Source organism: Janthinobacterium sp. SUN026, from assembly GCF_030397625.1.
Lineage (GTDB): Bacteria > Pseudomonadota > Gammaproteobacteria > Burkholderiales > Burkholderiaceae_D > Janthinobacterium > Janthinobacterium kumbetense.
This window is the reverse complement of record NZ_JAPQNU010000003.1, coordinates 151872-174570: the sequence shown is the minus strand read 5'-3', so window position 1 is coordinate 174570 and position 22699 is coordinate 151872. Positions and strand designations below refer to the sequence as shown.

The window sequence follows — 22699 nt, the reverse complement described above, 5'->3', positions numbered from 1 at the left end:
TGATGGCTGACTTCCACACCCGCGACCCGCTCTCGCCCGCCTTCTGGGACGAGCGTTTCGAGAAGCAATTCACGCCCTGGGACCACGGCGGCGTGCCCGCGCGCCTGCGCAGCTTCGTTGCCGGCAGCCCGGTGCCGCTGCGCTGCCTGATTCCCGGCTGCGGCTCGGCGTATGAGCTGGTCTTCATGCTGGAACACGGCTGGGATGCCACGGCCATCGATTTTTCGCCCGGTGCCGTGGCGGCCGCGCGCATCCAGCTGGGTGAGCGGGCAGGGCGGGTGGTGGAAGCGGATTTCTTTGCCTGGGAACCCGTTGCGCCGCTGGACCTGATCTATGAACGGGCATTCCTGTGCGCCATGCCGCGCGCCATGTGGCCGCAAGTGGCGGCCCGCTGGACGCAGCTGCTGGCGCCCGGTGCCATGCTGGCCGGTTACTTCTTCTTTGACGACAATGCCAAGGGGCCGCCGTTCGGCATATCGCGTGAGACACTGCAGGAATTGCTGGCGCCGCATTTCGATTGCCTGGCCGACGACGCCGTCGACGATTCCATCGCCGTCTTCGCCGGCAAGGAGCGCTGGATGAGCTGGCGCCGCCGGGCGGACTGAGGCGGGCGGGGCAATTTCCGCTGGCGACAAAGGAAAAGCTTTATAATTCAGGGTTTTTGATGATTTTCTCGGAGTAGAGATGCCGATTTACGCTTACCGTTGTGACGAGTGTGGTTTTGCCAAGGACGTCTTGCAAAAGATCTCCGATCCAGTACTGACGGTGTGCCTGTCGTGCGGCAAGCCCAGTTTCAAGAAACAATTGACGGCCGCCGGTTTCCAATTGAAGGGCACCGGCTGGTACGCGACCGATTTCCGCGGCGGCACGGCGCCCACCACGGCCATTCCGACGGGCCCGGCCGATAACGCCAAACCCGCCTCGGCCGCCGAGAACGCGCCTGCCGCGGCCCCTGCGCCCGCCCCGGCTGCCGCTGCGCCGAAAGCGGACTGAAAAGCGCGCCGCGCCGATACGATCCCTTACCGAGAAACCGATGCGTAAATACTTTATTACCGGATTACTGATTTTGGTACCCCTGGCCATTACGGCCTGGGTCCTGAATCTGGTCATCAGCACAATGGACCAGTCGCTGTTGCTGGTGCCCGGCAGTACGCAGCCCAGCGTCTGGTTCGGCCGCCAGATTCCCGCGCTGAGCACCATTCCCGGCCTGGGCACGGTCTTGACGGTACTGATCGTGTTCTTCACGGGCTTGCTGACGAATAACCTGGTCGGCAATTACGTGGTGAAACTGTGGGAAAAATTGCTGCAACGCATACCCATCGTCAATTCCCTGTATTCGAGCGTCAAGCAAGTGTCGGATACCCTGTTTTCCCCGTCGGGCAATGCCTTCCGCAAGGCCGTGCTGGTGCCGTATCCGCACCAGAACTCCTGGACCATCGCTTTCCTGACCGGTGTGCCGGGCGGCGATGCGGCGAACCACCTGGTGGGCGACTATGTCAGCGTGTACGTGCCGACGACGCCGAATCCGACATCGGGCTTTTTCCTGATGATGAAGCGCAGCGATGTCGTCGAACTCGACATGAGCGTCGATGCGGCGCTCAAATATATCGTCTCGATGGGCGTGGTGGCGCCTGCGGAAGTTGTTGCTGTACCGGCCCCGGCAGCCAAAGAATAAAGGCAGGCGTCCCATGCGGGACGTGGCCGGATTGAACACTCACTAACCTGAACTGAGAATTTTATGTCTATGCGTACTGAATACTGCGGCCTCGTTACCGAAGCCATGCTGGGACAAACCGTCAGCCTGTGCGGCTGGGTACATCGCCGCCGCGACCACGGCAGCCTGATTTTCATCGACTTGCGCGACCGTGAAGGCCTGGTGCAAATCGTTTGCAACCCGGAACAAGCGGAGATGTTCAAGGTCGCAGAAGCCGTGCGCAACGAATTCTGCCTGCGCGTGACTGGCGTCGTGACCAACCGTATCGAAGGCACGATCAACAACAACTTGAAATCGGGCAAGATCGAAGTGGTCTGCTCGGAGCTGGAAGTGCTGAACCCTTCCGTGCCCGTGCCGTTCCAGCTGGACGATGACAACCTGTCGGAAACGACGCGTCTGACGCACCGCGTGCTGGACCTGCGCCGCCCGCAAATGCAAAACAACCTGCGCCTGCGCTACAAGGTGACGATGGAAGTGCGCAAGTACCTCGACGCGCTGGGCTTCATCGACATCGAAACGCCGATGCTGACCAAGTCGACGCCAGAAGGCGCGCGCGACTACCTGGTGCCGTCGCGCGTGAACGCGGGCAGCTTCTTCGCCTTGCCGCAATCGCCACAGTTGTTCAAGCAACTGTTGATGGTCGCCAACTTCGACCGTTATTACCAGATCACCAAGTGCTTCCGCGACGAAGACTTGCGCGCTGACCGCCAGCCTGAATTCACGCAGATCGATTGCGAAACCTCGTTCCTGACGGAACAGGAAATCCGCGACCTGTTCGAAGACATGATCCGCGTCGTCTTCAAGAACACGCTGAACATCGACTTGCCGAACCCGTTCCCGGTGATGGATTTCGCCGAAGCGATGGGCCTGTACGGCTCCGACAAGCCGGACATGCGCGTCAAGCTGGCCTTCACGGACTTGACCGAAGTCATGAAGTCGGTCGAATTCAAGGTCTTCAACGGCGCCGCCAACATGAAGGGCGGCCGCGTGGTCGCCCTGCGCGTACCGCAAGGCGGCAGCATGCCCCGTTCGGAAATCGACGCCTACACCCAGTTCGTCGCCATCTACGGCGCCAAGGGTTTGGCTTACATCAAGGTCAACGAGAAAGCCAAGGGTCCTGAAGGCTTGCAGTCGCCGATCGTCAAGTTCCTGCCTGCCGACGTGCTGGCCACGATCCTGGAGCAGACGGGCGCGCAAGACGGCGACCTGATCTTCTTCGGCGCGGACAAGGCCAAGGTCGTCAACGACGCCATCGGCGCGCTGCGCGTGAAAATCGGTCACAGCGAGTTCGGCAAGAAAGCCGGCCTGTTCGAAGACGTGTGGAAGCCATTGTGGGTGGTCGACTTCCCGATGTTCGAGCACGACGAAGAAGCGGACCGCTGGACGGCGACCCACCATCCATTCACGGCGCCGAAAGACGGCCATGAAGACATGCTGGAAAGCGATCCGGGCGCCTGCATCGCCAAGGCCTACGACATGGTCTTGAACGGCTGGGAACTGGGTGGTGGTTCGATCCGTATCCACCGCGAAGAAGTGCAAAGCAAGGTCTTCCGCGCGTTGAAGATCGACGCCGAAGAAGCGCAGCTGAAATTCGGCTTCCTGCTCGACGCCCTGCAATACGGCGCGCCACCGCATGGCGGCCTGGCATTCGGCCTGGACCGTATCGTGACCATGATGACGGGTTCCGAATCGATCCGCGACGTGATCGCCTTCCCGAAAACCCAGCGCGCGCAAGATTTGCTGACCCATGCGCCGTCGGAAGTTGACGAGAAGCAACTGCGCGAACTGCACATCCGTTTGCGCAGCACCGAGCCAAAAGTAGTGTAATGAAGCATGCGGCTGCCCAGGCAGCCGCTACCGTTCTACTTGCTGAGGCAAAAAAAGGCGCTGCGAGGCGCCTTTTTCATTCTTGATTGATATGAGCCATAAAATTCCCGTTTCCGTGCTGGTCGTCATCCATACGGCTGACCTAGACGTCTTGCTGATCGAGCGCGCGGGCCAGCCCGGTTTCTGGCAATCCGTGACGGGATCCGTCGATGCCGTCGACGAACCGCTGCTGCAGACGGCCGCGCGCGAACTGGCGGAAGAAACCGGCATCGTTGTCGATGGGCACGACCTCGTGCTGCGCGACTGGAACTTGTCGAATGTGTACGAGATCTATCCGATCTGGCGCCACCGCTATGCGCCCGGCGTGACGCGCAACACGGAGCACGTGTTCAGCGTGCAAGTGCCGCGCGACATCGCCATCACCCTGAGCCCGCGCGAGCATTTGCAGCACGCGTGGCTGCCGTATCTGGCGGCGGCCGACCGCTGTTTCTCGTCGTCCAACGCGGAAGCGATCTTGCAATTGCCGGCCATGACGGGCCTGGCGCGTCCCACCTGATTTTCCTAGAAAGCATTCCATGTTGAACTGGTTACATTTGACTGCGCAGCAAAAACTGCTGGGCACCTTGGGCATCGTTTTTTGCCTGTGCTTTATCTTCTTGCTGTTCAGCTCCACCGTGCCCGGCCGCACGCCGCCGATCGGCATGCCGCTGATGGCCATCGGCTGGCTGCTGCATCCGGGCGCATTTGCCAAGGGCAAGCGCACCGTGGCCTGGCGCGGCGCGCCCTTGCTGGTGAAAATCGTCTGGGCGGCCGGCATCACGGCGCTGATCGTCAGCGTGACGGCGGGCGTGGGACGCATGCTGGCCTGATTGTGTGCGTGGTTGTGCTCGTTTAGGTGCGCACGCGCACCTACGCCGGCGCCGCGCGGGGCCTGTCTGGGAGTAGAATCAATGCATGAAAATCCGCGTAGCAACTTATAATATACACAAGGGTGTCTCCTCCGTGCGGGGCTTGCCCCGCGTGCATGCTTTAAAGCAGGCGATTGCCCTGTTCCATGCCGATGTTGTCTTTCTGCAAGAGGTGCAGGGCAAGCACGACCGCAATGCGGCCCGCTATGGCGCCGAGAAGAACGGCCACAAGCATTGGCCGGAAGCGTCGCAGCACGAGTTCTTTGCCGGCCCCGAGCACCATTCCGCCTACGGCATGAATGCCGTGTATGACCATGGCCACCATGGCAACGCCTTGCTGAGCAAGTTTCCCATCGCTTCGCAAACCAACCACGACGTGTCCGACCATGCCTACGAGCAACGCGGCATCCTGCATTGCGTGCTCAAGACGCCGCAGGCCGACGTGCATTGCTACGTCGTCCACCTGGGCTTGTTCGAGTCGGGGCGGGGCCGCCAGACGCAGGCGCTGATCGACGCCGTCATGGAGTCGGCGCCGAATGGCGAGCCCGTTATCATCGCGGGAGATTTCAACGATTGGCGCAACACGCTCAGCGACAAGCTGCGCAATGCGCTTGGCGTGGTCGAGGTATTCGACCAGCGGGCTTCGAACTCGGCCCTGGGCGACCTGGTGCGCACCCTGGCGCGGCGCCAGACGAAAACGCCAATCCCCGTGCCGGCGCGTACCTTTCCCGCCGCCTTGCCGTGGTTCCGCCTGGACCGCATCTATGTGCGCGGTTTCCACGTGGAAGGCGCGCAAGTGATGCACGGCACCCTGTGGGCCAAATTGTCGGACCACGCGCCGATAGTTGCTGCTTTGAAACTCGCGTAGACTGCCGGCATGCGCACAGTCAATTTCATCGCCCACAACGACATCCAGCTGCTGTATTGCGGCACCGATTACTTTCCAGCCTTGATCGCGGCCATCGACGGCGCGCGCTCGGAAGTGTATTTTGAAACGTATATCTTTGCCGACGACGCCACGGGCGCCCTGGTGCTCGATGCGCTCAAGCGTGCCGCCGCGCGCGGCGTGCTGGTGTGCATGATCACGGACTGGTTCGGCACGGGCAACCGCCGGGTCAACACCATGCATGCAGAGCTGGAAGCGGCTGGCGTGCACCACCGCATCTTCAATCCGTGGTTCCGGCGCGGCATCACGCGCACGCACCGCAAGATCTGCGTGGCCGATGGCGAAATCGCGTTGGTGGGCGGCATCAATATCAACGACGACATGTTTTGCGACTATGACCACAGCATCAGCCTGGAAGCGCCGCGCTGGGATTTCGCCGTGCAGGTGAAGGGCCCGCTGGTGGACGCCATCCACGAGGAAGTGCAGGCGCAGTGGGCACGATTGGGCAAGATGAACCTGGTGCGGCGTATCAAGCTGTACCGCAAGATGCGCGTCGTCAGCAAGGAGCTGGCGAAGAACCCGGTCGTGGCCGGCTTTGTCGTGCGCGACAACCTGCGCAACCGCCGCACCATCCAGCGCGCCTATCTGCAGGCGCTGGGCCAGGCGAGGAAAAGCGTGATGCTGGCCAACCCGTATTTCGCGCCCGGCCACAAGCTGCGCCGTGCGCTGGCCCAGGCGGCCCAGCGGGGCGTGGACGTGGTGCTGTTGATCGGCGTGGGCGAATTTCGCATGCAGGATGCCGTGGCGCATTCGTTTTATCCGAAGCTGCTGGCCGCCGGCGTGAAAATCGTCGAATACCGCAAGACGCAGCTGCACGCCAAGGTGGCCGTCGTCGACGATGACTGGGCGACGGTCGGTTCCAGCAACATCGATGCGCTGAGCCTGTTCTTGAACCAGGAAGCGAACGTGGTCATCAAGGATGTGGCGTTCGCGCAAAGCTTGCGCCAGCACATCGAGCAGGGCGTGGCCGACGGCATCGTGATTCACCAGGATGATTTCAAGCACATAGGCCGTTTCCGGCGCATCGGCTACGAGGCCGCGTTCCTCGTGTACCGGCTGGTGATGCGCATTTTTTCAGTAGGCAAGTACGCATGAACGAGATGACAACGGTAAGGCTGGACAAATGGCTGTGGGCGGCGCGCTTCTTCAAGACGCGCTCGCTGGCCAGCGAGGCCGTCGACACGGGGAAAGTCAAAGTGGGCGGCGAGCGCGTGAAACCGGCGCGCAGCCTGCGCGTGGGCGACGAGTTGGTCATCGACAATGGCGCAGAGACGTGGGAAGTGGCCGTGCTGGGCCTGTCCGACAAGCGCGGCGCGGCGCCCGTGGCGCGCCTGCTGTATGGCGAAACGCCGGCCAGCATCGCCCGCCGCGAGCAGTTGGCCGAGGAGCGCAAGCTGTTCCGCGAGCCCGGCACCACCATCAAGGGGCGGCCGACCAAGCGCGACCGCCGTCAATTGAGCAAGGCAGGCGACCTTTCCTGAGGCTCGCCTGATGTGGGGCGGCAAGGGCGCGCGACGCTTTTGCCCTCCTGAAATCGCTGTAAACACGCAGCCTGAAAATGCTGCGCTGCACCAATAGAACACCGGCTCTAAAGTTCCCGTTTGACTTTTACGTGGTAGTGGATAATAGTACGAGCGTTCGGATTTTTTCGAGGCGTGCTTTTTTTACCCTCGCTTCAGTCCGCCAAATCGGCAACATCACTTTTAGAACGGACCTCTTGAATACTTCAGTCAAATTCATGCGCAAGGGCGAACTGACCCGTGCAGCCATCCTCGACGTGGCGCTGGACCTGTCCAGCCGCGACGGCCTGGAAGGCCTGACCATTGGGTTGCTTGCGGATAAAATGAACATGAGCAAGTCGGGCGTGTTTGCCCACTTTGGCTCGCGCGAAGACTTGCAGATGGAAGTGCTGAAGCTTTACCACTATCGTTTCGAGCAAGAAGTTTTTTTTCCCAGCATGAAAGAACCACGCGGCATCCAGCGCCTGCAATCGATGTTTGCGCGCTGGGTCAAGCGGGTCAGCGTGGAAATCGCTTCGGGCTGCATCTATATCAGCGGCGCCGTCGAGTATGACGACCGTCCCGGTCCCATCCGTGAAGCCCTGGTGGCCATGGTGCGGGCCTGGCAGGGCGCGCTGCTGCGCTGTGTCGAGCAATCGATCGCCACGGGCGACCTGAAAGCGGACACGGATGCCCAGCAGCTGGTGTACGAGATGTATGGCCTGATCCTGGCCCTGCATCACGATGCGCGCTTCCTGCGCGTGCCGGGCAGCATCGAACGGGCGCAAGCGGGCTTTGTCCGCCTGCTGGCGTCATACCAGAATTCCGTCACAAGCAAATAAGCCGTCAGGCAGTATCCGCAACAACGCACACGCACTTACAAGTACAACACTTTAGCTAATCGCCTTCAGGAGAAAATTATGGGTCAATACGTCGCGCCAATCCGGGATATGCAATTCGTCCTGCATGAGTTCCTGCAAGTGGAAGAAGAACTGAAGCAAATGCCGTCGTACGCCGACGTCGACGCCGACATCATCAACCAGGTGCTGGAAGAGGGCGGCAAATTCACCTCCGAAGTATTGTTCCCGCTGAACCACTCCGGCGACCGCGAAGGCTGCCACCACGACCCCGTCACGAAAAGCGTGACTACGCCGAAAGGTTTCAAGGAAGCCTACAAGCAGTACGTCGAAGGCGGCTGGGCGGCCCTGGCGTGCGATCCGGAATACGGCGGCCAGGGCTTGCCTGTCGTGCTGAACAATTCGTTCTATGAAATGCTGAACTCGTCGAACCAGGCCTGGTCCATGTACCCTGGCCTGTCGCACGGCGCCTACGAGTGCCTGAAGGAGCACGGTACCGACCACCAGAAGGAAGTGTATCTGCCGAAGCTGGTGTCGGGCGAATGGACGGGCACCATGTGCCTGACCGAACCGCACTGCGGCACCGACCTGGGCCTGCTGCGCTCGAAAGCGCTGCCTGAGGCGGACGGTTCCTGGACCATCACCGGCAACAAGATCTTCATCTCGGCCGGCGAGCACGACATGGCGGAAAACATCCTGCACCTGGTGCTGGCCCGCGTGCCGGACGCGCCGGAAGGCTCGAAAGGCATTTCGCTGTTCCTGGTGCCGAAATTCCTGCCAAACGCGGATGGAACTGTCGGCGAGCGCAATCCGATCACCTGCGGCGCCATCGAAGAAAAAATGGGCATCCACGGCAATTCGACCTGCCAGATGAACCTGGACGGCGCGAAAGGCTGGATCATCGGCCAGCCGAACAAGGGCTTGAACGCCATGTTCGTCTTCATGAACGCGGCCCGCCTGGGCGTGGGCATGCAGTCGCTGGGCCTGACGGAAATCGCTTACCAGAACGCGCTGATCTACGCCAAGGACCGCACGCAAATGCGTTCGCTGTCCGGCATCAAGAACCCGGAACTGCCGGCCGACCGCATCATCGTGCACCCTGACGTGCGCCGCATGCTGCTGACGGGTAAAGCCTACGCCGAAGGCGCGCGTGCTTTCACCTCCTATGTGGCGCTGCAGATCGACCGCGAACTGCACCACCCAGACGCCGACGTGCGCAAGGAAGCGGCCGATGAAGTGGCGCTGCTGACGCCTGTCATCAAGGCCTTCATCACCGACAATGCCTGGATCGCCACCTCGGACGCGATGCAAGTGTTCGGCGGCCATGGCTACATCTCGGAATGGGGCATGGAGCAGTATGTGCGCGACGCGCGCATCAACATGATCTACGAAGGCACGAACACGATCCAGTCGCTGGACCTGTTGGGCCGCAAGATCCTGGGCGACAACGGCGCCAAGCTGCGCAAGTTCGGCGAAAAGATCAAGGCTTTCGTCGAAGACAACGGTACCGATGAAGCGATGAGCGAATTCGTTACGCCACTGGGCGACCTGGGCGACAAAGTCACCAAGCTGACCATGGAAATCGGCATGAAGGCATTCCAGAATCCGGACGAAGTGGGCGCGGCATGCGTGCCTTACCTGCGCGTCGTCGGCCACATGATCTACAGCTACCTGTTCGCGCAGATGGCCAAGATCGCCCTCGAAAAAGAATCCAGCGGCGACAAGTTCTACACCGCCAAACTGGCTACCGCACGTTTCTACTTCGCCCGCTTGCAGCCTGAAACGGCAACCCTGATCCGTCAGGCGCGTTCCGGTTCGGCCAACCTGATGGCACTCGACGCAGACCTGTTCTAAGACTTGAGGAAAATATGACCAATTTCATCGTTAAAAAAGTAGCCGTCCTCGGCGCCGGCGTGATGGGCGCGCAGATTGCCGCCCATTGCATCAACGCGAAAGTGCCGGTCGTGCTGTTCGACCTGCCAGCCAAGGAAGGCCCGAAGAATGGCATCGTGCTGCGCGCCATCGAGAACCTGAAAAAGCTGTCGCCTGCACCGCTGGGCAACAAGGATGACGCCGCGCTGATCCAGGTGGCCAACTACGAAGACAACTTGGACCTGCTGGCCGGTTGCGACCTGATCATCGAAGCCATCGCTGAGCGCATGGACTGGAAACACGACCTGTACCAGAAGGTGGCCCCGCACATCGGCCCGAACGCGATCTTCGCCTCGAACACCTCGGGCCTGTCGATCACCAAGCTGGCCGAAGGCTTCGACGCCGACCTGAAATCGCGCTACTGCGGCGTGCACTTCTTCAACCCGCCACGCTACATGCACCTGGTCGAGATCATCCCGACCGAGTTCACCAAGCCGCAGATCGCCGACCAGCTGGAAGGCTTCCTGACCACCACCCTGGGCAAGGGCGTGGTCCGCGCCAAGGATACGCCGAACTTTATCGCCAACCGCGTTGGCGTGTTCGGCATCCTGGCCATCGTGCACGAAGCCGAAAAATTCGGCCTGTCCGTCGACGTCGTCGATGATTTGACGGGCGCCAAGCTGGGCCGCGCCAAGTCGGGCACCTTCCGCACGGCGGACGTGGTCGGCCTGGACACCATGGGCCATGTGATCAAGACCATGCAGGACTACCTGCCGAACGATCCGTTCGCTGCCGTCTACAAGACGCCGGCCGTGCTGGCGCAGCTGGTGGAAAAAGGCGCGCTGGGCCAGAAGAGCGGCGCAGGCTTCTACAAGAAGGTCGGCAAGGAAATCCAGCGCCTGGACTTCGCCACCGGTGAATACGTCGCCGGCGGCGCCAAGGCTGCCGACATCATCGCCCGCATCCTGAAGGAAAAGGATCCGGTCAAGAAGATGAAGGCGCTGCGCGAATCGACGAACCCGCAAGGTCAGTTCCTGTGGGCGATCTTCCGCGACGCTTTCCACTACATCGCCATCCACCTCGACACCGTGGCCGACAATGCGCGCGACATCGACTTCGCCATGCGCTGGGGCTTCGGCTGGAACGTGGGTCCGTTTGAAACGTGGCAGGCATCGAACTGGCTGCAAGTGGCCAACTGGGTCAAGGAAGACATCGACGCCGGCCACGCGCTGTGCAATGCACCGCTGCCGGCATGGGTCTTCGAAGGCCCGGTCGCTGAACAAGGCGGCGTGCATACGCCGGAAGGTTCGTATTCGGCCGTGTCGAACAGCTTCGTGCCACGTTCGACCCTGTCCGTGTACGACCGCCAGCCATTCCGCGCGCCAGTCCTGGGCAGCGGTGCCATCGATGGCAAGACCGCCGGCACCACCGTCTTCGAAGACGAATCCGTGCGCGTCTGGCATACGGGCGACGATGTGTTGATCATCTCGTTCAAGACCAAGATGCACGTGATCGGCGAAGGCGTGATCAATGGCCTGAAACTGGCGCTGGCCGAAGCCGAGAAGAACTTCAAGGGCCTGGTGATCTGGCACGCCGACGCAGCCGAAGGCGGCGCCTTCTCGGCCGGCGCCGACCTGCAATCGGCCCTGCCGGCATTCATGCAAGGCGGCGTGAAAGCCGTCGATCCGATCATCGCCGAACTGCAGAACACCTTCATGTCGCTGAAATACGCGAACGTGCCGGTGATCGCCGCGGTCGCTGGCCTGGCACTGGGCGGCGGTTGCGAGCTGGCGCTGCATGCGTCGAAGCGCGTGGCCTCGATCGAGTCGTACATCGGTCTGGTGGAAGTGGGCGTGGGCCTGATTCCAGCCGGCGGCGGCCTGAAGGAAGCGGCGCAGCGCGCCTACAAGGAAGCCAAGGGCAACGATATCCTGCAATTCCTGAAAACGGGCTTCACCAATGCAGCTACCGCCAACGTGTCGAAATCGGCGCTGGAAGCGAAGAAAATGGGCTACCTGAAGGAAGACGACGTGATCGTGTTCAACGCCTACGAGCTGCTGCACGTGGCCAAGGTCGAAGCGCGCGCCATGTTCGACGCGGGCTTCCGTCCGCAACTGCCGTCGCTGATCCAGGTGACGGGCCGTTACGGCTGGGGCACCATCAAGGCGCAGCTGGTCAACATGCGCGACGGCGGCTTCATTTCGGCGCACGATTTCAAGCTGGGCGAGATGATCGCCGAGATCGTATCGGGCGGCGACGTGGACCAAGGCAGTTTCGTCAGCGAACAGTGGCTGCTGGATATGGAACGCAAGGCATTCCTGGAGCTGTTGAACCATCCGAAAACCCAGGAACGGATCATGGGCATGATGCAGACCGGTAAACCGGTACGCAACTAAGCACAGCGTCGATGACGATCCTGTCCCTCGTTTTTAAAGTATTACTGCGCGTGAGGCCAAGCATGGTGTATGACCGTATCAAACAACAGATGATGGACACCTTGCCCTTCGTGCGGCTGCTGGGGATCAGCATCGACGACATCGGCGCCGGCACCTCGAAGGTGTCGCTGCCGGAAGATCCAAAACTGAATAATCACCTGGGCACGCAGCATGCGGGCGCCTTGTTTACCCTGGCCGAAACGGCTTCCGGCGCGGCCATGGCGGGCGGCTTCGCCGAGCTGATACTGGGCTTGCGCCCGGTGGCCAAGGAGTCGCGCATCCAGTACCAGAAGGTGGCGCGGGGCGCGACGCGCGCCGAAGGCCGGGTACCGGGCGACCTGGCTGCCTTGAAGGCGCAGCTGGCGCAGGATGGCAAGGTGGCGTTTCCCGTGGAAGTCGATATCTTCGACTCCGAAGGCACGCTGGCGGCACAGGTGACGGTGGACTGGTATTTGTCGCAGAAGCGATAAGCCTCTACCCCGGACATTCGACAGAACACGAACCTCGTTCAACATCTTTGAAAGAACAAAATGAGCAAACAACTTCAAGACGCGTACATCGTCTCTGCAACCCGCACCCCGATCGGCAAGGCGCCGCGCGGCATGTTCAAGAACACCCGCCCGGACGACCTGCTGGTGCGCGTGCTGCAATCGGCCCTGGCGCAAGCGCCTGGCCTGGACCCGGCGTTGATCACCGACGCCATCATCGGCTGCTCGTTCCCGGAAGCGGAGCAGGGCTTCAATATCGCGCGTAACTCGGTGCTGCTGGCCGGCTTGCCGAAAACCGTGGGCGGCGTCACCGTCAACCGCTACTGCGCTTCGGGCATCACGGCCATCGCCATGGCGGCCGACCGCATCCGCGTGGGCGAAGCCGACGTGATGATCGCCGGCGGCATCGAATCGATGTCGATGGTGCCGATGATGGGCCACCACCCGTCGATGAACCTGGACATGTTCAGCGACGAGAACATCGGCATGGCTTACGGCATGGGCCTGACGGCCGAAAAAGTGGCGCAGCAATGGAAAGTGTCGCGCGAACAGCAGGATGCGTTCTCCGTCGAATCGCACCGCCGCGCCATCGCCGCGCAGCAAGCCGGTTTCTTCAAGGCGGAAACGACGCCTGTGGAAATCATCACGCGCACGCCGAACCTGGCTACCGGCCAGGTTGACGTGACGCGCCGCACGGTCGACACGGACGAAGGCGCACGCGCCGATTCGTCGATGGAGTCGCTGGCCAAGCTGAAGCCCGTCTTCGCCGCCAAGGGCAGCGTGACGGCCGCCAACAGCTCGCAGATGTCCGACGGCGCTGGCGCGCTGCTGATCGTCAGCGAAAAAATCCTGCGCGAGCATAACCTGACTCCGCTGGCGAAATTCTCCTCGTTCGCCGTGCGCGGCGTGCCGCCGGAAATCATGGGCATCGGTCCGAAATTCGCCATTCCTGCAGCATGCGCCGCCGCCGGCATCACGCAAGACCAGCTGGACTGGATCGAGCTGAACGAAGCGTTTGCCGCACAGGCGCTGGCCGTCATCGGCGACCTGGGCCTGGATCCATCGAAGGTCAACCCGATGGGCGGCGCGATCGCCCTGGGCCACCCGCTGGGCGCCACCGGCGCCATCCGCGCAGCCACCGTGATCCACGCGCTGCAGCGTACCAAGCAGAAGTACGGCATGGTCACGATGTGCGTGGGCGCCGGCATGGGCGCAGCAGGCATCTTCGAGCGCGTTTGATGACACCTGGCATAAGCTACTGCGCGTTGCGATTCGCGGCCTCCGATGCTCACTGTGCCCTGGCACAGCTGCGCTTCTCGACCACAACTCGCTGCCGCTCGCTACGCTTCTGCCAGGCGTCGTGACGTAAGTGGTCAGATAAGATTGGTCAAAACTTGGGCGCTGCGGGATTACCCCGGCGCCCTTTATCTTTTTGGAGACGACATGGATATTGTGTGCAGCAAGAGCGAGGGCATTCTGACCCTGGAATTCAACCGCCTGGAACGCAAGAATGCGATCACGGGCGCCATGTACCAGACCCTGGCCGATGCGCTGGTGGCGGCGGAGACGGACGACGACGTGCGCGCCATCCTGATCTGCGGCAAGCGCGAGATTTTCACTGCCGGTAACGACCTCGATGACTTCATGAAGACGGCGCGCCCGAAGGATGGCTCGCTCGACCATGACCGTCCCGTGTTCCAGTTCATGCGCGCCCTGTACGGCAGCAGCAAGCCCGTGGTGGCGGCCGTTTCCGGCCCGGCCATCGGCATCGGCACGACCCTGCTGATGCATTGCGACCTGGTCTACGCGGCCGATAATGCCAGCTTCTCGATGCCGTTCACGCAGTTGGGCCTGTGCCCTGAATTCGGTTCCAGCCTGCTGCTCACGCAACTGGCCGGCTACCCGCGCGCGGCGGAAAAGCTGATGCTGGGCGAGTCGTTCCCGGCCAGCGAAGCGCTGGAAATGGGCCTGGTGTCGAAAGTCGTGCCCCTGTACGAGCTGATGACCTTCGCGCAAGGCCAGGCCGCCAAGCTGGTGGCCCTGCCAGCCGCCTCCATTCGCGCCACCAAGCGCCTGATGAAGCAAAGCCGCATGGAGCCGATGAAGGCTGCCATCGCCGAGGAAAACAAGCTGTTCAGCGCCATGCTGGGGGGCGCCGAGGCGAAGGAAGCGTTTACGGCCTTCTTTGAAAAGCGCAAGCCCGACTTCAAGCAGTTCGCCTGAGCTGTATGTTGTCCGGTAAAACAGGCGTCCCGCGGGGCGCCTGTTTTTATTTGGCCTGCCCCTCGATATTTTTGTTTCGTCCGGCACCGCAATCCGGTAAGGTGGCCCCGAGGCGTTTCACGCTCCTTCCCCCATGCCTGGCGCCCATCGACTGATTGGATACCCCATGAAAGTGGCAGCACTGATTGCCGGCCTGTGCCTGGCTTTTCCCGTCTGGGCGCAACATAATACCTCCGCCAGTCATGATGACCTGATGGCGCTGCTCCAGCAAAGGATGGCGCAGCAGCAGATCCCTGCGCTGCAGGTGGCCGTCATCGAGCATGGCAAGGTCGTCGAGCTGGCCGCGTTGGGAACGGCGAACGTGGAAAACGGCGTGCCGGCTACCAATGACAGCGTCTTTTCAATCAATTCCTGCACCAAGGCGTTTACGGGCGTGGCCGTGATGCAGCTGGTGGAGGCGGGCAAGATCAAACTCGGCGATCCCATCGGGCTGTACCTGGACGACTTGCCGCCTGCATGGCGCGCGTTGACCATACGCCAGTTGATGACGCACACGTCGGGCTTGCCGAATATCATCGACGAACAGGAAAACCTGCTGGGCGGCGAGAATGAGGCCCTGTCCTGGAGCAAGGTCAAGGCCCTGCCGTTCGAGTTCGCGCCGGGTGAACGCTATCGCTATAACCAGACCGGCTATGTCCTCATCGGCAAGATCATCGAAAAGCTCAGCGGCGAGTCCTTCGTGCAGTTCGTGGAAAACCACCAGTTCAAGCCGGCCGGCCTGAAGCACACGCGTTTCGGCGACTCCAGCGACGTGGTCGCCCATTCCGCCGGCGCCTACACCTATTCGCGCAACGAGGGCGGCAAGTGGCTGACGGGCACGCGGCTGGCGATTGCCTACGTCACCTTCCCCGCCTATTTCCGCCCGGCCGCCGGCATTCTGTCCACCGCAGGCGACATCGCGCAGTGGCTGCAAGCGCTGCAAGGCGGCAAGCTGCTGAAGGACAAGGCCAGCCTGCAAGCCATGTGGAGCCCGTATGTGCTGAACAATGGCACGACGCAGGGGCCGAACGACTTGCTCAACGGTTCGGCGCTGGGCTGGCCCGTGACGGTGCGCGGCGCGCACCGCGCGGCTGGTCCCATCGGCGGCATGCGTTCGGCGTTCTTCGTGTATCCGGAAGATGCGCTGTCCGTCGTCGTGCTGACCAACCTGCAGGGCGTCAATCCCGAGCTGTTCATCGATGACATCGCAGGCCTGTACGTGCCGGCCATGCATCCGTCGACGGGTTTCGGCTTGCCGCCGGAAGTGCTGCCGCTGCGCACGGCCCTGCTGCAGCGGGGATTCGAGCAGGCGCCGCAAGTGTGGGCCGAATTCCAGGCGCGCGACGCGCAGGCGCTGCCGGGCGAAGAGGCGCTGAATGTCTGGGGCTATAAATTGAGCAGCCAGCAGCAGCTGCCGCAAGCGCTGGCCATCCTGCGGCTGAACGCCAGCGTACATCCGGCCAGCTGGAACGCTTACGATAGCCTGGCGGAAATCCTCGAGCAGGCGGGCGACAGGCAAGGTGCGATTGCCAACTATGGCAAGTCGCTGGCGCTTAATGCCGGCAACAGCCACGCCAGTGAACGGTTGCGCGCGCTGCAGGCGCGCTGAGTACGGCGTTCAGCGCGACGCCAGCATCCCGGCCAGGATCAGGGAAACCGAGGCGTGCCAGTGCGTCTCGCCCACCGGCCTGCCCGCCAGCGCATAGCCGTGCAGGAAATCGACGAGCGCATCGCGCCCGCGCAAGCGGGTTTTCTTGTCCAGCGCGAGACCCTCGACGGCCAGCTCGAACAGCACCGTGAAGCGTTCGGCAACGTCGGCTTGCTCCACCAGTCCGCGCGCCATCAGGCGCACGAAATACGGCGTGGCGCTGACCAGTTCCAGGTACAGCGCGCACAGCGCCAGCACACGCCGTGGCGCTGCCTGGCGCCGCGTAAACGGCGGCTGGCGCGGGTCGAGCGCGGCAAAACGTTGCGCCATCAAGGCCAGCAACAATTCCTCTTTTCCCGCGTAGTAGTGATACAGGGCCATGGCGTCGACGCCCAGGCTCTGTGCCAGCGCGCGCATGGAAAACGCCTCGCCTTTTTCTTCCAGCAGGGCCAGGGCCGCGTGCAGGATGCTGGCGTTGTCCAGTGCGGGCAGGGCGCGGTGCGGACGACCCGCTCGGCGCACGGGAGATTCCATGGCTTGAAGTTTTAGGGTTTTCATGGGCATAATTCTACACCGTAGAATTAAATCAAGGAACACTCATGCAAAAACCTTTCGTCAGCGTTTTTCTCGGCATCAGCCTCGATGGCTGCATCGCCGGGGAAAACGGCGACCTGTCCTGGCTGGCCGAGTTGGCCCCCGACTCGCCCGACGCCACCGGCTATACGCAATTGATGGAGCAGGTCGATACCCTGCTGATCGGGCGCACCACGTATGACGCCGTGCTGGGCTTCGAGCCGTGGCCGTATGCGGGCAAGCGCGTGGTGGTCTTGAGCCACCGCGACTTCGCGCCGCGCCATGGCGAGCAGCGCCGCGAAGGCAGCGTGCGGGAAGTGCTGAAGGGACTGGCAGCGGAAGGCTGCCGCCACGTGTACCTCGATGGCGGCGCCGTCATCCGCGCCGGCTTGCGCGAGGGTGTCGTCGACAGCGTCACCTTGTCCGTGCTGCCCGTGGTGCTGGGCCGGGGCGTGCGCCTGTTCGAGGATGGCTTGCCGCGCAGCGACTGGCGGCTGGACGGCACGCGCCAGCTGCCCAGCGGCGTGGTGCAGCTGCGCTATGGAAAACGTTAAGCGGCGCTGGCCAGGTCGACGATGAAGCCTGTGTCAAAACGTTCGTTCTCGGGCGTGCCGTCCGGCCGTTTGTAGCCGCAGGGGTTGCACACCACGCGGCAGTCCTGGACGCGGTAGTCGAGCGAGGCATGCATGTGGCCATGCACCCACAGGTCCGCTTGCGCCACCAGCGCGTCCAGCTGCGAGGCGAAGGCGGGCGAACCGAGGTTGTCTGCATACTGCGCTTCCACCGACAGCATCGATGGCGCCATGTGCGTGATGACGACCGTCTTGCCATCGAACGGTTGCGCCAGCTGCCTCTCCAGCCAGGCGCGGTGCTGCGCGTGCAGCTGCGCCGTGTCGCTGGCGCACAGCAGGCGGGGCGTGTCGCCGCCCGTGCTGATGCGCTTGTAATCGGGCATGTAGGCTTGCGCCGCGTTCAGCGCTTCTTCCCGGCGCTGCGCGCCGAACAGCAGGAAATCCGTCCATAGCGTGACGCCGAGGAAGCGCACGCCGTTCAGTACCACGGCGTCGCCGTCGAGCAGACGGATGTTGGCGCCGTGCGCATTCGCGCTGGCGCAGGCGTCGCGCACGGCGTCCTGCATGCGTTCGAGCTGGTGGCCGTAGCCTTCGTGGTTGCCGTGCACGTACAGCACGGGCAGGGCGCCGAAGGTGCGCGCGGCCCAGGCGATGGCATTGCTGCCCGTGTCGATGTCGCCGGCCAGGATCACCACGTCGGGGCGGCAGGCGGCAAGGTCGATGGCGGGCGTGTTTTCGCCCCAGACTTCCAGGTGCAGGTCGGACAGGATCAGCAAACGCATGGCAGTGGGCGCGGCAAGGCGCACGGCAGTCGATGGGCCTCTATCGTAGCGCAAGTCGCCACGCCCGTCTGCTTGACCGCGCGAGGGTAGCGACGTTACCCTGTGGCATTGATTCATACTGCCTATCTTCCTGGAGCCGCATGCCGCCTTTCTTCCTTCCCAAGACCTTGCTCAGTATCGCGCTGGCCGCCATGGCGCTGCCGTTGACGGCGCATGCCGCCACGCCCGCCGTCGATCCCCTGACGCAGCCGATCGCCTCGCCGTATGCGGCGCAGTGGAACCGTCCGCAGCAGCCGGCGCGCATCCACGGCGACACGTATTACGTGGGCGTGGGCGGCTTGAGCGTGGTGCTGATCGACACGCGCGAAGGCTTGATCCTCATCGATGGCGCATTGCCGCAATCGGTGGCCGCCATCAAGGAACATATCCTCGAGCTGGGCTTTCGCCTGCAAGACATCAAGTTCATCCTGAGTACGGAAGCGCATTTCGATCATTCGGGCGGCATCGCCGCCTTGGCCCGCGACAGCGGCGCGCAAGTGATCGCCAGCCCGCTGGGAGCGGAGGCGCTGCGCGCGGGCTCGGTGCTCGCCATGGACCCGCAAGCGGGCGAAATCGATCCCATGCCGGCCGTGGAAAACGTGCGCGAGATCGCCGATGGCGAAACCCTGCAACTGGGCGACGTGACCATCACGGCGCGCCATACGCCTGGCCATACGCCAGGCAGCACCAGCTGGACCTGGGTGTCGTGCGAGGATGCGGAGCGTCAGGAATGCCTGAACGTGGTGTTTGGCGCGAGCCTCACGCCGGTGGCGGCCGACGACTTTCACTACTTGGGCGATGAACGCCATGCGGACCTGACGCCGGCCTTCCGCCGCGTCATGCAGGACTTCGCCAAACTGCCGTGCGACATCCTGATCTCGGCCCACCCGGACCACTCGGACGGCGACCGCAAGCTCACGCAACTGCTGGAAGGCGTCACGCCGAATCCCTTCATCGATGCGCAGGCGTGCAGCAACTACGCTGCCAAAAATGAAGCGAAGCTCGACGCCCGCATCGCCAAGGAACAAGCCATGGCCGGCGAGGCTGCGACAAAATAACAACGTTGGCGCATGCACCATGAAAATCGGTTGACGCACTGCAGCATACGGCGCAGAATCAGCGTCCGCAGTGCAGATTAACCAGATAAAGGAAAGGAAACCCATGTTCGAGCAGGCTGGCAGCAAATTGTACGACCACTAGCCCCGCGCATGACGCTCGGGGCCATCGGCAGCATTGCCGACCCCGAGCCGGTGTCCTTCAAACCCCGGTGAGGAAACTCGCCGGGTTTTTTTGTTTTGGACGACCGGATTGAAAGGAAATACCATGAAAATCAAAGTGAAAGCCACGCCCAAGCCGCGCAATCCGCTGGTGGCTGCCGCCAGGCTGCGCGGCGGCGCCGGCGCGCACCAGTCGGTAGCGTCGCCGCGCGCGGCGCGCCGGGCCGGCAAGCACCGCCTGCAGCAATGGCTGGCGGGCCGCCTCAAAGCTGACGATTAGCGGGCCGGCAGCTCGACGATGTAGTTCGGATCAAAAGCAGGATTTTGCGGCGTGCCGCTGCGCGTCCGGTAACCGCAGGGATTCGAGACGACGCGGCAGCGGCCGAGGCGGTAATCGCGCGAAGCGTGGATGTGGCCATGCACCCACAGGTCCGCCTGCGCGGCCAGTTCGTCCAGGCGCGAGGCGTAGGCGGGCGAACAGCCTTCGCTGCCGTAGGCATCGTCGACCGAGAGCAGCGACGGCGCCATGTGGCTGATGACCACCGTGCGGCCGTCGAACGGCTGCGCCAGTTCGCGTGCCAGCCACGCTTTTTGCTGCGCGTGGAACATGGCCGTGTCGGCCGCGCGCAGCTTGCGAAAGCCCATGTTGGCCAGGCGGATGCGCTTGTAGTCGTTCATGACGGCTTCCGCGTCGCGCATGGCCGCCTGGCGCGTGTCGTCGCCCAGCAGGCGGAAATCCGTCCACAGGGTGGCGCCCAGGAAGCGCACGGCGCCGCCTGCCGGGTCGGTGATGACGTGCGTGCCGCAGTCGAGGAAGTGCACGTTGTCCGTGGCGGCGCAGGCGCTGCGCAGCTCCTGGCGTACCTTGTCGAGGTGGTGGCCATAGCCTTCGTGGTTGCCATGCACGTACAGCACCGGCAAGCTCGCAAACGCGGTGGCGGCCCAGGCGACGGCGCGGGCGCCCGTGTCGATGTCGCCGGCCAGGATGACGACATCGGGGCAGCTGAGTGCAAGGTCGCCTTGCGGCGCTTCGTCGCGCCACAGCTCATGGTGCAGGTCCGACAGGATCAATAAACGCATGCGGCATCCAGGCGATGAGAGGGTATGTCATCGTACCTGAAAACTCTCACTCTTCCTCCAGCGCGGCGAAGCCGTGCGCCAGGTAGTCGAGCAGCGCGCGCACGGCCGGCAGCAGGCCGCGCCGCGACGGGAACACGGCGTGGATGATTTCGCGCTGCGGCCGCCACTGCTCCATCAGCGGCAGCAAACTGCCATCGGCTACCTGCTCGGTGATCATCATGGTCGGCAGCTGCACCACGCCCACGCCGGCCACGGCCGCGTCGCGCAAGGTCAGCATGTCGCCCGTGACGAAGCGCGGCACGTGGCGCAGCTGGGCGCGCGCGCCGTCCGGGCCATGTAAATCCCACTGGTAATGCTGTTGCGGCATGCCCAGGGCCAGGCTGGGCCAGTCGGCCAGGTCGGCCGGTGCCTGCGGCGCGGGCGCGCCGGCGAACAGTAACGGGCTGCCCACCATGCACTGGCTGCGTTCGGCCAGCACGCGCAGCACCAGGTCGCTGTCGGGCAGCGGCGGCGGGCGTACGCGGATGGCCACGTCGATGCCTTCGGCCACCAGGTCGACGCGGCGGTTGCTCGCTTCGAGCAGCAAGGTCACTTGGGGATGGTCGCGCATGAAACCGGCCAGCATGGGACCCACCAATGTATGCAGCAGGGCGATGGGGCAGGACAGGCGCACCGTGCCGCGCGGTGCGGCCCGCGTCAGCTCGATGGCTTCCTGTGCCGCCTCCGCTTCCACCAGCATGGCCTTGCAATGTTCATAAAACGTCTGGCCCACGTCGGTGACGGAAAAATGCCGCGTCGTGCGTTGCAGCAGGCGCGCGCCGAGGCGCTCTTCCAGCAGGGCGATGCGCCGGCTCAGCTTGGATTTCGGCATGCCCAGCGCGCGCCCGGCCGGCGCGAAACCGCCATGGTCGACCACCTGCACAAAGTAATACAAGTCATTCAGATCCTGCATGCCGCCTCCTTGATCGTTCTATTTTTAGAACGCTGATGGCATATTTTACCGTCTACCGCCTTCATCGTTGCAAGCGTATTCTGTCTTCATCGTAATGCAAACCCCAACAGGAGATCGAGATGAACACAGTCACAGGTATCTACAGCGCACCCCGCCAGCACTGGGTCGGCGACGGTTTCCCCGTGCGCTCGATGTTTTCGTATAACGGCCATGGCAAGCAGCTGAGCCCCTTCCTGCTGCTCGACTATGCCGGCCCTGCCGAGTTTGCGCCCGGTACCCGTCCGCCCGGCGTCGGCTCGCACCCGCACCGCGGCTTTGAAACGGTGACCATCGTCTACAAGGGCGAAGTGGCGCACCGCGATTCGACTGGCCAGGGCGGCGTGATTGGCCCCGGCGACGTGCAATGGATGACGGCCGGCGCCGGCATCCTGCATGAGGAATTTCACTCGCCTGCCTTCACGCAGTCGGGCGGCACCCTGGAAATGGTGCAGCTGTGGGTGAACCTGCCGGCGAAAAACAAGATGACGGCGCCCGGCTACCAGGCCATCACCAGCGGCACGATTCCCACCGTGGCGCTGCCGGACGATGCCGGTTCCGTGCGCGTGATCGCCGGCGACTTCGACGGCCAGCATGGCCCGGCCCGCACGTTTTCGCCGATGCAGGTGTGGGACCTGCGCCTGGCCCAGGGCAAGCTGACGCAGCTGCCCGTGACCCGAGGCTGGAGCACGGCACTGATCGTCCTGCACGGCACGGTGCTGGTCAATGGCGAGAGCGTGGTGCGCGAAGCGCAGATGGCGCTGTTCGAGCGCGATGGCGACAGCATCACCATCGAAGCGAACAACGACGCCGTGGTGCTGCTGCTGAGCGGCGAGCCGATTGATGAGCCCATCGTCGGCCATGGCCCCTTCGTCATGAACAGCGAAGCGGAAATCGCGCAGGCATTCGAGGATTTCAACAGCGGCCGCTTCGCCCGCATCGAGAAGTAAGTCACTTTGTGCAGTACCCATGCCGCATCCCGCGGCATGGTT

24 protein-coding genes are annotated in these 22699 nt (G+C 63.1%); 20 read left to right on the top strand and 4 right to left on the bottom strand.

Features of this window, described 5'->3' with window-relative positions:
• Nucleotides 1–2: 2 nt before the first annotated feature.
• From OX459_RS15500 to OX459_RS15425, 16 genes are all read left to right on the top strand, one after another.
• Complete coding sequence (locus tag OX459_RS15500) at nt 3–605, top strand: methyltransferase (RefSeq protein ID WP_289905718.1); 603 nt, start codon at nt 3–5, stop codon at nt 603–605.
• Between the two features lie 79 nt (nt 606–684).
• Complete coding sequence (locus tag OX459_RS15495) at nt 685–993, top strand: FmdB family zinc ribbon protein (protein ID WP_289905717.1); 309 nt, start codon at nt 685–687, stop codon at nt 991–993.
• A gap of 40 nt (nt 994–1033) precedes the next feature.
• A complete protein-coding gene (locus OX459_RS15490; protein WP_077398981.1) occupies nt 1034–1675 on the top strand; it encodes a DUF502 domain-containing protein in 642 nt (213 codons plus the stop codon).
• A 63-nt stretch (nt 1676–1738) separates the two neighbouring features.
• Nucleotides 1739–3541 carry an aspartate--tRNA ligase gene (gene aspS, locus OX459_RS15485; protein WP_180278639.1) on the top strand — a complete coding sequence of 601 codons (1803 nt, stop codon included), beginning with the start codon at nt 1739–1741 and terminating at the stop codon, nt 3539–3541.
• A 91-nt stretch (nt 3542–3632) separates the two neighbouring features.
• A complete protein-coding gene (gene nudB, locus OX459_RS15480) occupies nt 3633–4097 on the top strand; it encodes a dihydroneopterin triphosphate diphosphatase (protein WP_289905716.1) in 465 nt (154 codons plus the stop codon).
• Nucleotides 4098–4116: 19 nt separating this feature from the next.
• Nucleotides 4117–4410: a hypothetical protein gene (locus OX459_RS15475; protein WP_046682130.1), complete on the top strand. Its 294-nt coding sequence runs from the start codon at nt 4117–4119 to the stop codon at nt 4408–4410.
• Between the two features lie 85 nt (nt 4411–4495).
• Nucleotides 4496–5317, top strand: coding sequence for an endonuclease/exonuclease/phosphatase family protein (locus tag OX459_RS15470; protein WP_251349339.1), 822 nt, complete (start codon nt 4496–4498; stop codon nt 5315–5317).
• Between the two features lie 9 nt (nt 5318–5326).
• Complete coding sequence (clsB, locus tag OX459_RS15465) at nt 5327–6490, top strand: cardiolipin synthase ClsB (protein ID WP_289905715.1); 1164 nt, start codon at nt 5327–5329, stop codon at nt 6488–6490.
• Nucleotides 6487–6876 (top strand): RNA-binding S4 domain-containing protein, encoded by a 390-nt coding sequence (locus OX459_RS15460; RefSeq protein ID WP_289905714.1) that lies wholly within the window; start codon nt 6487–6489, stop codon nt 6874–6876. The genes clsB and OX459_RS15460 overlap by 4 nt, the downstream gene beginning before the upstream one ends.
• Nucleotides 6877–7133: 257 nt before the next feature.
• Nucleotides 7134–7736, top strand: a complete 603-nt coding sequence (locus OX459_RS15455) for a TetR/AcrR family transcriptional regulator (RefSeq protein WP_070278980.1) — start codon at nt 7134–7136, stop codon at nt 7734–7736.
• Nucleotides 7737–7814: 78 nt separating this feature from the next.
• Nucleotides 7815–9605, top strand: coding sequence for an acyl-CoA dehydrogenase C-terminal domain-containing protein (locus tag OX459_RS15450; RefSeq protein WP_034753387.1), 1791 nt, complete (start codon nt 7815–7817; stop codon nt 9603–9605).
• Between the two features lie 14 nt (nt 9606–9619).
• On the top strand, nt 9620–12019 hold the full coding sequence (locus OX459_RS15445) for a 3-hydroxyacyl-CoA dehydrogenase/enoyl-CoA hydratase family protein (protein ID WP_289905712.1): 2400 nt from the start codon (nt 9620–9622) through the stop codon (nt 12017–12019).
• 11 nt (nt 12020–12030) lie between these two features.
• Nucleotides 12031–12528 carry a YiiD C-terminal domain-containing protein gene (locus OX459_RS15440; RefSeq protein WP_289905710.1) on the top strand — a complete coding sequence of 166 codons (498 nt, stop codon included), beginning with the start codon at nt 12031–12033 and terminating at the stop codon, nt 12526–12528.
• Between the two features lie 60 nt (nt 12529–12588).
• On the top strand, nt 12589–13785 hold the full coding sequence (locus tag OX459_RS15435; RefSeq protein WP_034753391.1) for an acetyl-CoA C-acyltransferase: 1197 nt from the start codon (nt 12589–12591) through the stop codon (nt 13783–13785).
• Nucleotides 13786–13989: 204 nt separating this feature from the next.
• Nucleotides 13990–14769 (top strand): enoyl-CoA hydratase, encoded by a 780-nt coding sequence (locus OX459_RS15430; protein WP_289905709.1) that lies wholly within the window; start codon nt 13990–13992, stop codon nt 14767–14769.
• A 166-nt stretch (nt 14770–14935) separates the two neighbouring features.
• Nucleotides 14936–16417, top strand: a complete 1482-nt coding sequence (locus OX459_RS15425) for a serine hydrolase (protein WP_289905708.1) — start codon at nt 14936–14938, stop codon at nt 16415–16417.
• Between the two features lie 9 nt (nt 16418–16426).
• On the opposite strand, the gene OX459_RS15420 is transcribed toward OX459_RS15425, so the two are convergent.
• Complete coding sequence (locus OX459_RS15420) at nt 16427–17014, bottom strand: TetR/AcrR family transcriptional regulator (RefSeq protein ID WP_289905707.1); 588 nt, start codon at nt 17012–17014, stop codon at nt 16427–16429.
• Nucleotides 17015–17055: 41 nt separating this feature from the next.
• On the opposite strand from OX459_RS15420, the gene OX459_RS15415 reads away from it, so the two are divergent.
• Entirely contained in the window at nt 17056–17583 is a 528-nt protein-coding gene (locus OX459_RS15415; RefSeq protein ID WP_289905706.1) for a dihydrofolate reductase family protein, read from the top strand.
• On the opposite strand, the gene OX459_RS15410 is transcribed toward OX459_RS15415, so the two are convergent.
• Nucleotides 17580–18437 (bottom strand): metallophosphoesterase family protein, encoded by an 858-nt coding sequence (locus OX459_RS15410; RefSeq protein WP_289905705.1) that lies wholly within the window; start codon nt 18435–18437, stop codon nt 17580–17582. The genes OX459_RS15415 and OX459_RS15410 overlap by 4 nt on opposite strands.
• Nucleotides 18438–18523: 86 nt before the next feature.
• Here OX459_RS15410 and bla point away from each other — a divergent pair, with 86 nt between their 5' ends.
• Both bla and OX459_RS15400 read left to right on the top strand, forming a co-directional pair.
• The gene (gene bla / locus OX459_RS15405) at nt 18524–19480 is read left to right on the top strand and encodes a subclass B3 metallo-beta-lactamase (RefSeq protein WP_289905704.1); all 957 of its coding nucleotides are present in this window, start codon (nt 18524–18526) and stop codon (nt 19478–19480) included.
• A 265-nt stretch (nt 19481–19745) separates the two neighbouring features.
• The gene (locus OX459_RS15400; RefSeq protein ID WP_219117343.1) at nt 19746–19919 is read left to right on the top strand and encodes a hypothetical protein; all 174 of its coding nucleotides are present in this window, start codon (nt 19746–19748) and stop codon (nt 19917–19919) included.
• Here OX459_RS15400 and OX459_RS15395 read toward each other — a convergent pair.
• Both OX459_RS15395 and OX459_RS15390 read right to left on the bottom strand, forming a co-directional pair.
• Entirely contained in the window at nt 19916–20719 is an 804-nt protein-coding gene (locus OX459_RS15395; RefSeq protein ID WP_289905702.1) for a metallophosphoesterase, read from the bottom strand. The genes OX459_RS15400 and OX459_RS15395 overlap by 4 nt on opposite strands.
• A gap of 46 nt (nt 20720–20765) precedes the next feature.
• Nucleotides 20766–21671 (bottom strand): LysR family transcriptional regulator, encoded by a 906-nt coding sequence (locus tag OX459_RS15390; protein WP_289905701.1) that lies wholly within the window; start codon nt 21669–21671, stop codon nt 20766–20768.
• 119 nt (nt 21672–21790) lie between these two features.
• Here OX459_RS15390 and OX459_RS15385 point away from each other — a divergent pair, with 119 nt between their 5' ends.
• Nucleotides 21791–22657: a pirin family protein gene (locus tag OX459_RS15385; protein ID WP_289905700.1), complete on the top strand. Its 867-nt coding sequence runs from the start codon at nt 21791–21793 to the stop codon at nt 22655–22657.
• The last annotated feature ends 42 nt before the right edge of the window (nt 22658–22699 follow it).